The sequence below is a fragment of the Vibrio coralliirubri genome, assembly GCF_024347375.1.
Classification (GTDB): domain Bacteria; phylum Pseudomonadota; class Gammaproteobacteria; order Enterobacterales; family Vibrionaceae; genus Vibrio; species Vibrio coralliirubri.
Map to the genome: position 1 here is coordinate 1,663,549 of NZ_AP025470.1, position 8,558 is coordinate 1,672,106.

The following is an 8,558-nucleotide window of genomic DNA, read 5'->3' on the forward strand; positions in this document are numbered from 1 at the left end:
TTCAATATTCTTCTATTATTTTTTAGGTAAACTCGTTGGTTATTCGATATTTATTAGTTTTCATACTGTCTCTTTTGAGTACTACTTCCGCTTGGGCAAACGACACTTTGCCCGATCATATCGCGGGCGCCTTGTGTGTAGTACGTGCTGATAACCAAATCGTGTTGGTTGATGAGTTGATCACAGGTCAATTGTCTCTACCGGGAGGCACTGTTGTTTCAGGTGAGCCGCCAGCCGTCGCGGCGCAACGTGAAACGTGGGAAGAGGCGGGTTTGTCGGTAACGGTCGGTGATGTACTGGGTTATACCGACAGCGCCGTCGTGTTTGATTGTATTTCTGACTCTGAAGTGATCAGCTACAAGGCTCGGAATGAGTTAGGTGGCTTTGAGCTGCCGATCTGGTTTGCTCCTCATTATGGCGTGGAAGTCAGCCGAGCGATGTTACTTCCTCCTACTGAATTACAAGATCACCAATACCGCTACCCAGAACAGTGGTCTGAGATTAACGAGCTGTTTTTATCTGCGACAGATCAACCGGTGACGTATGTGACTGAGCTGGTGGGCGCGGCACCTAAGGTTCATCAAGTTGAATTAAATTGGATTGTGTCACTTCAAAACACGTTCGATAAGATGCCAAGCATGTTTGCGAATACTGTGCTTTTGACTGACTTGTTGGCGAAGCCATGGGTTTTCATTGTGATCTTGCCGCTAATTGCTTGGTACTTTGGCCGTAACTTCGCGTTGAAGTTTGGCTTCACTTTGATCTCGGTGACACTACTTACTTTAATCGCGCACCAAGGTTTTGGTTTTCCACGTCCACACGCTTACTTGCCAACATTGAAACTGGTGATGAGCAGTGGGTATAGCTTCCCAAGTCTACTGGCTGCCTTATGGGTCAGTTTAACCTTGTTAGTTTTTTGGAAACTAAAGCGCCTCTTAGAGCAAAAAGCTATTCTGATAGTGCTCGCTGGCTTGCTGTGGATCATGCTATTTAAGTCTTATTCAGGCAGTGCGTTTTTTAGCGATGTATTAATGGGTGGCGTATTAGGCGCTTTAACGACGTGGCATATCGTGAGATTAGACGCGAAACCGGATGTTGATATTAGTGCTTTATTGAGTTCTAAAGGTGTTTGGTGGGCATTGTGCTTACTTTCGATAGTTCTCACGGTGATATGGCCACTGCCAACATTCTCATTCTGGGTGGCGATTTTGATGACGATTGCATGCCTAGTGACGTTAACAGACTCGAAACCTTTGGTCGGTCAGTTCTCATTCAAGATCGTTCTTGGAGTGATGGCTATGTTGTTAGCGGGAAATCTGCTGATTAGCTGGGCTGGAAGTTTCGTCTCTTTCAGTGGTATTGCTTCATTTATTGTTGAAACGTTACGTTTCCCAATATTGATTCTGTTTGGTGTGGTGGCATTTCGTCTGCCATGGAAAAGAGAGTAATCGACTCGACTAACACAAAATCAAAAAGGCTGTGCAGTGCACAGCCTTTGTCATTTCTGAAACAAGCAAAAAGTAATTCTTATTAGAACCTGTTGAGCGTTTATGAGTTGAAGATAAACTTCTCAATCGCGACCGCTACACCATGGTCGTCGTTGCTCGCTGTGATGTGATCCGCCAGTTTCTTGGTTTCTTCCATTGCGTTTTCCATTGCAATGCCAAGGCCTGCGTATTCAAGCATATGGTGATCGTTTTCAGCATCACCCATGCAGATGACTTCTTCCGCTTTAATACCCAAATGCTTAGTTATCGCCTCAATACCGACACCCTTATTTGAATTTGGGTTTAGGAACTCTAAGAAGAATGGTGCACTTTGTACGATAGTAAACTGAGTCTTAAGCTCTTGTGGCAACTTGCCGATGATTTCAGTCAGCTTGCTTGGTTCAGCGACAATCATAGTTTTGATGATTTCGTGGTCGTCTTCTAGTTGAGAAAAGTCGAACTCGGTAATATCTAAGCCATTAATACGCGCTTCAATACCAGTGTACTCATTGTTCTCAGGTGTGATTAAGCCGTGGATCTTGCTGAAAGCATGGACATAACCACCAAGCTGTTCAGCGAGGGCAGCAATCTCTTTTGCGGCTTTACCGTTGCTGATCTCACTGTGAATGATCTCTTTTGTCGATACGTTCTGAACCATAGAGCCGTTGTAGAAGAGTACAAAGTCATCTTCGCCGTCAATCGAAAGCTCATCTAATTTGCTTTGCATACCTTCTAAAGGGCGACCAGAAGCGAGAACCACTTTCACACCTGCAGCTCGTGCTTTGGCGATTGCGTCTTTGTTCTCTTGAGAAATCACTTTTTCACTGTTGAGTAGTGTGCCATCCATATCAAGAGCAATCAGTTTGTACATGTTGTTCCTTACTAAAAAATTAAAAGCTAACGAAATCTATGGGCGAAAGGATAAGGGAACTTGAAAGTTCAGGCTAGGGCTTTGATCAACTCATTTATCAGTACTCATTTGTTTGACCAAAAGGGGGAAGTGCTTTAAGGTCTGCGGTTGATTAATTTCATCAAATGATTGAGCTGAGGGAAAGTTGTACAAGATTAATGAAATGTTTGAAACCATTCAGGGTGAGGGCGTGTTTACTGGCGTTCCCGCTGTTTTTGTTCGCCTGCAAATTTGCCCAGTGGGCTGTTCTTGGTGTGATACCAAGCAGACCTGGGAAGCGTTGCCAGAAGATGAAACCAGCCTTGGCGATATTATGGTTAAGACAGAAGATTCACCTACTTGGTCAGCAATCGATGCTCAAGGAATCGTGAATGAATATATCAAGCAAGGTTACACTGCTAAGCACATTGTGATTACTGGTGGTGAGCCATGCATTTATGATCTTGTTCCTCTTACTGAAGCATTTGAGCAGCACGGTTGTCGCTGTCAGATTGAGACTAGCGGAACATCAGAAGTTAAAGCCACATCGGGCACTTGGGTTACGGTGTCACCGAAGGTGGCGATGAAAGCGAAACTGGAAATTTTAGATAGCGCTTTACAACGTGCTAACGAAATTAAGCATCCAGTAGGCACAAGCAAAGACATCGAACAGCTTGACGGTTTATTGGAGCGAGCAGCTGTTCCTAACGACACTGTTATCGCTCTGCAACCAATCAGCCAAAAAGACCGCGCTACTCAGCTTTGTATTGATACCTGCATTGAGCGCAATTGGCGCTTATCAATACAAACTCACAAATATTTGAGCATCGCATAGGTTGTATTTTTACTGGGCAAGATAAGTCGCTAGTAGAAGGTTCTCGTAAGGATTTAAGATGAAAAAAGCAGTGGTAGTATTCAGTGGTGGTCAAGACTCAACAACGTGTCTTGTTCAGGCATTAAAAGAGTATGATGAAGTTCATGCGATTACGTTTGATTATGGTCAGCGCCATAGACTCGAGATTGAAGTTGCGGAGTCATTGTCGAAAGAACTTGGTGTGAAAGCGCATAAAGTGATGGATGTGACTCTGTTGAATGAACTGGCTATCAGCTCTTTGACTCGTGAAGATATTCCTGTGTCTCATGAGCTGCAAGAGAATGGGCTGCCGAACTCATTCGTTCCTGGTCGTAATATTCTATTTCTAACTCTAGCGGGTATTTACGCTTACCAAATCGGTGCTGAAACCGTGATTACAGGTGTGTGTGAAACAGACTTTTCTGGTTACCCTGATTGCCGTAATGACTTTGTGAAGGCGATGAACTCTGCACTTGTACAAGGTATGGATAAGCAGCTTGATATCAAAACACCGCTAATGTGGTTAAACAAGGCTGAGACATGGGCGTTAGCAGACCAGTACTCAGCACTTGAGCTTGTTAGAAACAAAACACTGACTTGTTACAACGGCATTGTTGGTGATGGCTGTGGCGATTGTCCGGCATGTGAACTACGTAAAGTTGGCCTTAACGATTACCTCGGTGGTCGCGAAAGCATTATGGCTGAGTTGGTTCGCAAACAGGCTGAGAATAAATAATCTCAGGTAAATCAATCGGTTCGTTATATGCATCAATAATACAGTTTCGACCGTTGCTTTTGGCTTGATAGAGCGCTTGGTCAAGCACTGAATACAAGTCATCAAAGTCACTTAATGCGTTTGAGGTTGCTAGATAAGCAAAACTCGCGGTCACATTAAGTGACTTTTTGCTTTCTGATAAGAAGACAGTACTTGAAATGGCGTAGTGCAACTCTTCAACGCGTTCTCGTACCTCTGCTGGTTTGGTATCGGTTAACATGATGACAAATTCTTCTCCCCCTAAGCGACCAAACAATTCACCATTCACTAAGTGTTTTCTAATTTTCTCACTAATATGGACCAGGGCTCGGTCACCAGTAGGGTGCCCATGCTCATCGTTAATCTTCTTAAACTTATCGAGATCGAGCAGTACGAGCACATGCTGTTTGTCCGTCCCTTTACAGCGTTTCACTCTTTTGATTCTTCGAATTATCTCAGTTCGGCTATATGCTTTCGTTAAGCCATCAATTGCTGCTTTTGCGCGAACCGTTTTGTTTACCAATACCGTAAAGCTTGCAGCACAAAGCAACAAAATAACAACGATGTTGTACATCCATCTTTGATGTTCCATTTTTTCAATTTGAACGCGGTCGATTTTCGCCTGATGTGTCAGGAAAGAGCTTTCCAGTTCCTGCTCATATTTGGCTTGCGTTAAGCCGAGTGCTTCGAGTGCGAGTCTATTATCTATGTCTCTAGCTTCCATTTGTATTGATGAGTATCGCTGGTAGAAATAGAAAGCTTGTTGGTAATCGCCGAGTGATTGATGAATATCTGAAAGCTGCAGAAGTGACTGCGCGATGTATTTATGCCTTTTGACTCGTTCTGCTATTTCTAGCGCTTGTTGAGCATAGTTGAGCGCTTCAGTTGGCAGTTTCTGTTCTTCGAACATATCGCTGATCGCCAAGTAAGCATTGATGCGAATGACATCATTGCTCAGTTCGCTCGAAGCTGAAAGAGACTCGATTAGGTAGGCTCTCGCCACATCATAGTCTTTCGTTTGAGTGTATGCTTTTCCTAAGCCAAGATTTGTTAGTGCGATACCGTAGCTATGCGACGTTGCGCTCAACAGTGTTCTTGCTGTCTGAAAGTGGTGAATTGCTAGGTCACTTTGCTCTTGGTTAAGGTAGAGATCCGCAAGGCTGTGATGCACTTGTGCTTTCATTAAATCTGAAGCGTTTGCTCTGAGAATGAGAGCTTCATCTAGATACTCCGCCGATTTTTCATATTGCTTTAATTCTTTGAGCAAGTTACCCACATCGTTGTAAACCCCTGAAATATCATGTCCTTGTGGAAATACGTTTATCAGTGATAGGTAGGTGTCTAGTGAAGCTTGATAGTCACTGCGGAAATGGTGATTGTTGGCGATGACTCGATAAGTCCCAAATTTTGGCAATACAGGGTCAGCGATGTCATGTAAATCTGATTGAAGCGCAGAGCAGTAATAGTTTGCTTGATGATATTTAGCTTGTTCGTTAAGCGATCGGCATAGCTGGTACTTTAGTAAGGCTTTACCAGTTAAATCACTGCGAGATTGCATTTTCGCCAAAAGTGTTAGAAAGCCTTGTTGTGCTTGTTCATATTGGCCTTTGCCGTCTTTCATCAGAGCAGAAATAAACGCTGTTTCTATCGCTTGGTAGTCGCTGTCGTTTGAAGCAATTCCGTAAAACGGCTGATCTCGGTGGCTCATGTATTGATACTGAAGAGACGCAAGGTAAAGCTTATCTCCATAAACCGTTGAGCCGATGTAGCGTGTTTGCAGCATGTTTAATGCGCGCTCAGGAGAGTGGTTTAAAGTAGAGAGATAAAGCGCGTTCCAATCAGCATTTGGAGTAGAACTTAGATTGGAGGTATAGACTGGTGAATTGTGGTCACGATCTGATGTTGATACTTGGCTATAAGAACAAAAGCTAATGAATAGTAGAAAGGTAACAAAAACGAAGTGATTCACAAGAGACGATCAATCAGATAAAGAACGATATTCTATTATTAGTTTGATGTTGCTTCAAATTTTGAATGGTGCGGCTACGAGGTTATGCGAGGTAGGTCTCTAATTTATTGATACTAATCAGAGGTATATCGGTCGCACGATTCGCGCGACCGATATCGGAAATTAGATGTATAATTTCGCTAGGTCAGAAGGCTCAAGTTCTTTGCCTTCTAATGTTGCATTCCAGTTAGTACCAACAAGAACGCCGTCTTCAGCAAGAGTCAGTAACCAATCTTCTACAAAGATATCTAGTGGAATTTCTAATACTTCGAAGTCAGCCCACTCTTCAACGTTGTGAGTTTGAGCATCTTCTTTTGAAGACCAGAATGGCATCACTTCGCTGTTTTCGAATTCACTTGAGTCACATGCTAGCCAACCTTCTTCGTTGCGAAGGCCCCATACCAGTTTAGTTTCTTGTGTTTCAGAAACGAAAAGTTCTAGATTTGCTTGAGTATCAGCTGTTAGTTTGCTCATGGATTAATTCTCTATGTTGATAACGTGGCAAGATTAACATTATAGACGGCTTAGGTATATGCTATTCAAGGAATTATCACCATACTGAAACGTTAACTTAAGATAACGTTTCAGTACGGTATAAGCAGGGTAAGCCTACTTTTTAATTTTGGTGAAGATGTGCCATTCTTCTTTGATATTACCCTTAAATCCAACAACGGAAGCAACAACTTTTCGATGCAGTGCGTGATTGATTTGAGTGTCATCGCTGCTGAATTCAGAATCACCATGACCGACGATGTTGACTCTAGATGGCTGAATACCGTTGCTGATTAGCGCACGTCTTACATGCGATGCACGTTCCTTCGAAAGCTTTAGGTTGTGTGCCGCGTTGCCTACTTTGCTGGCATAACCTTGTAATTCAATACTGGTACTTTCGTAGCGCTTCAAAAACGCAGCCATTTGGCGTATCTGCCCTAGAAAGACAGGGTTTATTTCCGTGGAATTATTAGCGAAGAGTATATGCAGCTCTTTCTTTTCCGATGACTCGAAATATGAACCACAACCGTCGTTATCGATCTCGGCACCAATTTGCGTATCGGGACATAAATCTCGCGCGTTGATTACACCGTCATTGTCATCATCTTGAAGATCGTAAATTTGAGTAACAGGCGGAAGAGCGCGATATTCAAATTCTTCCTCGTTGTTTTCAGCTAAAGCATTGGCAGATACAACCACGAAGCAAAGCGATAATACTGTGTTGGTAAGCTTCATTAATATTCCACCTTTTCATTCCATTCTTCTGGGATCTCAACTCGTAAACCGATGAGTAGGTTACCTGTTGCGTTCATTACGCGATATTTTGCGTATTGCTCGTCATACTTAGCATCTAAATAGCCTTTACGAGCTTCGAATAATTCATTCTCGGTGTTAAGCAAGTCGAGAAGGGTACGCTTACCGATGCGGTATTGTTTCTCATACGAGATTACCGTGTCTGATGCCGAGTCTACGTGGTCAGATAGGAACTCTTTTTGCTGAACAGTTAAATCAAGTGCGCTCCATGAAAGACGCAGACTCTCCTCAACATTGCGATAAGTGCTTTCGCGAAGGTCTTTGGCTTTGTTGAGTTGGTAGGCTGCACTTTCTGCGCGGTCTTGATCCGAACCACCATTGTAAAGGTTGTATCTTAAACGAACCATCGCAGAAAACTCATCGCTGCTGCCTTCTGTACCACCAGCGTCATCACGCCAAGTTTGAGCGGCTTCAAAAGAAACAGTCGGGTAGTTGGTGCTTTTGGATTGTTTGTACTGGAACTTCGCCGAGTCAACATCGGCTTGTGCAATCTTGATGACTGGGTGCTGGTTAAACGCTTTTGCCAACGCACCATCAACGGTATAAGGAATCGCGCCCACATCTGCGCGAGGGAAGGTCAACCCTAACGGAGATTGACCGACAATTCTTTTAAACTGTGTATGTGTATCAAACAGGTTGTTTTGAGCAGCAAGCAAATTCCCGTGCGCTTTCGCAATACGAGCCTCAACTTGTGACATATCTGCGGTTGAACCAATACCTGATTCCACGCGCTTACGAATATCGTTATATATCTCTTTGTGCGTCGCTAAGTTACTTTCCGAAAGAGAGAGCACTTCATAGGCTTTCACTGCATCAAGATAAACCTTTGTGACTTCTAAAGCGATGTCTTGCGCGTTAGATAGTAGTTGATAGCGCACGGACTCTGCATCAGCCGCAGTACGGTCGATACCATTGGATGTATTAGCGCCATCCCATATTAACTGGGTCAAGGTGATCGTTGCTTCTTTTCTAGTCAGATCGGTAGTGTTTTGGTTGGTTGCAAGATCAGTATGTTCATAACCAATCCCACCATCTAAGTCTATACTTGGTCGATAAGCACCACCAGAAGCGTCGTTAAGATAACGCTTACTGATATATTCGTTATAAGCACTTTTGATTTCAGGGTTACTTTCTAAAGTAAACGCAACGGCTTGCTCTAAGGTTTGTGCTGTTGTCGGCAAACTTAGCGCTATAGCTAACCCTAATGTTGTCGTTTGAATGTAATTCAATTTCCATCTCTCCAAATTGGACTGCATCTAAAC

Annotated in this window: 8 protein-coding genes; 3 read left to right on the forward strand and 5 right to left on the reverse strand. The window is 43.4% G+C overall.

Annotation, left to right across the window (positions count from 1 at the left end; all coding sequences use genetic code 11):
* Positions 1–35 precede the first annotated feature (35 nt).
* Positions 36–1,448, forward strand: a complete 1,413-nt coding sequence (locus tag OCV20_RS07545) for a bifunctional NUDIX hydrolase/phosphatase PAP2 family protein (RefSeq protein WP_086775855.1) — start codon at positions 36–38, stop codon at positions 1,446–1,448.
* 100 nt (positions 1,449–1,548) lie between these two features.
* On the opposite strand, the gene OCV20_RS07550 is transcribed toward OCV20_RS07545, so the two are convergent.
* Positions 1,549–2,358 (reverse strand): Cof-type HAD-IIB family hydrolase, encoded by an 810-nt coding sequence (locus OCV20_RS07550; protein ID WP_086775856.1) that lies wholly within the window; start codon positions 2,356–2,358, stop codon positions 1,549–1,551.
* Between the two features lie 184 nt (positions 2,359–2,542).
* On the opposite strand from OCV20_RS07550, the gene queE reads away from it, so the two are divergent.
* Both queE and queC read left to right on the forward strand, forming a co-directional pair.
* Entirely contained in the window at positions 2,543–3,211 is a 669-nt protein-coding gene (gene queE, locus OCV20_RS07555; protein ID WP_331250774.1) for a 7-carboxy-7-deazaguanine synthase QueE, read from the forward strand.
* A 58-nt stretch (positions 3,212–3,269) separates the two neighbouring features.
* On the forward strand, positions 3,270–3,965 hold the full coding sequence (gene queC, locus OCV20_RS07560) for a 7-cyano-7-deazaguanine synthase QueC (protein ID WP_086775858.1): 696 nt from the start codon (positions 3,270–3,272) through the stop codon (positions 3,963–3,965).
* Here the strand turns inward: queC and OCV20_RS07565 are convergent.
* The 4 genes from OCV20_RS07565 to OCV20_RS07580 all read right to left on the reverse strand — a co-directional run bounded on the left by OCV20_RS07565 (position 3,925) and on the right by OCV20_RS07580 (position 8,525).
* Complete coding sequence (locus OCV20_RS07565) at positions 3,925–5,952, reverse strand: diguanylate cyclase (RefSeq protein WP_086775859.1); 2,028 nt, start codon at positions 5,950–5,952, stop codon at positions 3,925–3,927. The two genes, queC and OCV20_RS07565, sit on opposite strands and share 41 nt — an antisense overlap.
* Before the next feature lie 162 nt (positions 5,953–6,114).
* A complete protein-coding gene (locus OCV20_RS07570) occupies positions 6,115–6,465 on the reverse strand; it encodes a DUF2750 domain-containing protein (protein ID WP_017062305.1) in 351 nt (116 codons plus the stop codon).
* A 135-nt stretch (positions 6,466–6,600) separates the two neighbouring features.
* Complete coding sequence (locus OCV20_RS07575) at positions 6,601–7,218, reverse strand: OmpA family protein (RefSeq protein WP_086775860.1); 618 nt, start codon at positions 7,216–7,218, stop codon at positions 6,601–6,603.
* Positions 7,218–8,525 (reverse strand): TolC family outer membrane protein, encoded by a 1,308-nt coding sequence (locus OCV20_RS07580; RefSeq protein ID WP_086775861.1) that lies wholly within the window; start codon positions 8,523–8,525, stop codon positions 7,218–7,220. Before OCV20_RS07580 ends, OCV20_RS07575 begins: the two co-directional genes overlap by 1 nt.
* Positions 8,526–8,558 lie beyond the last annotated feature (33 nt).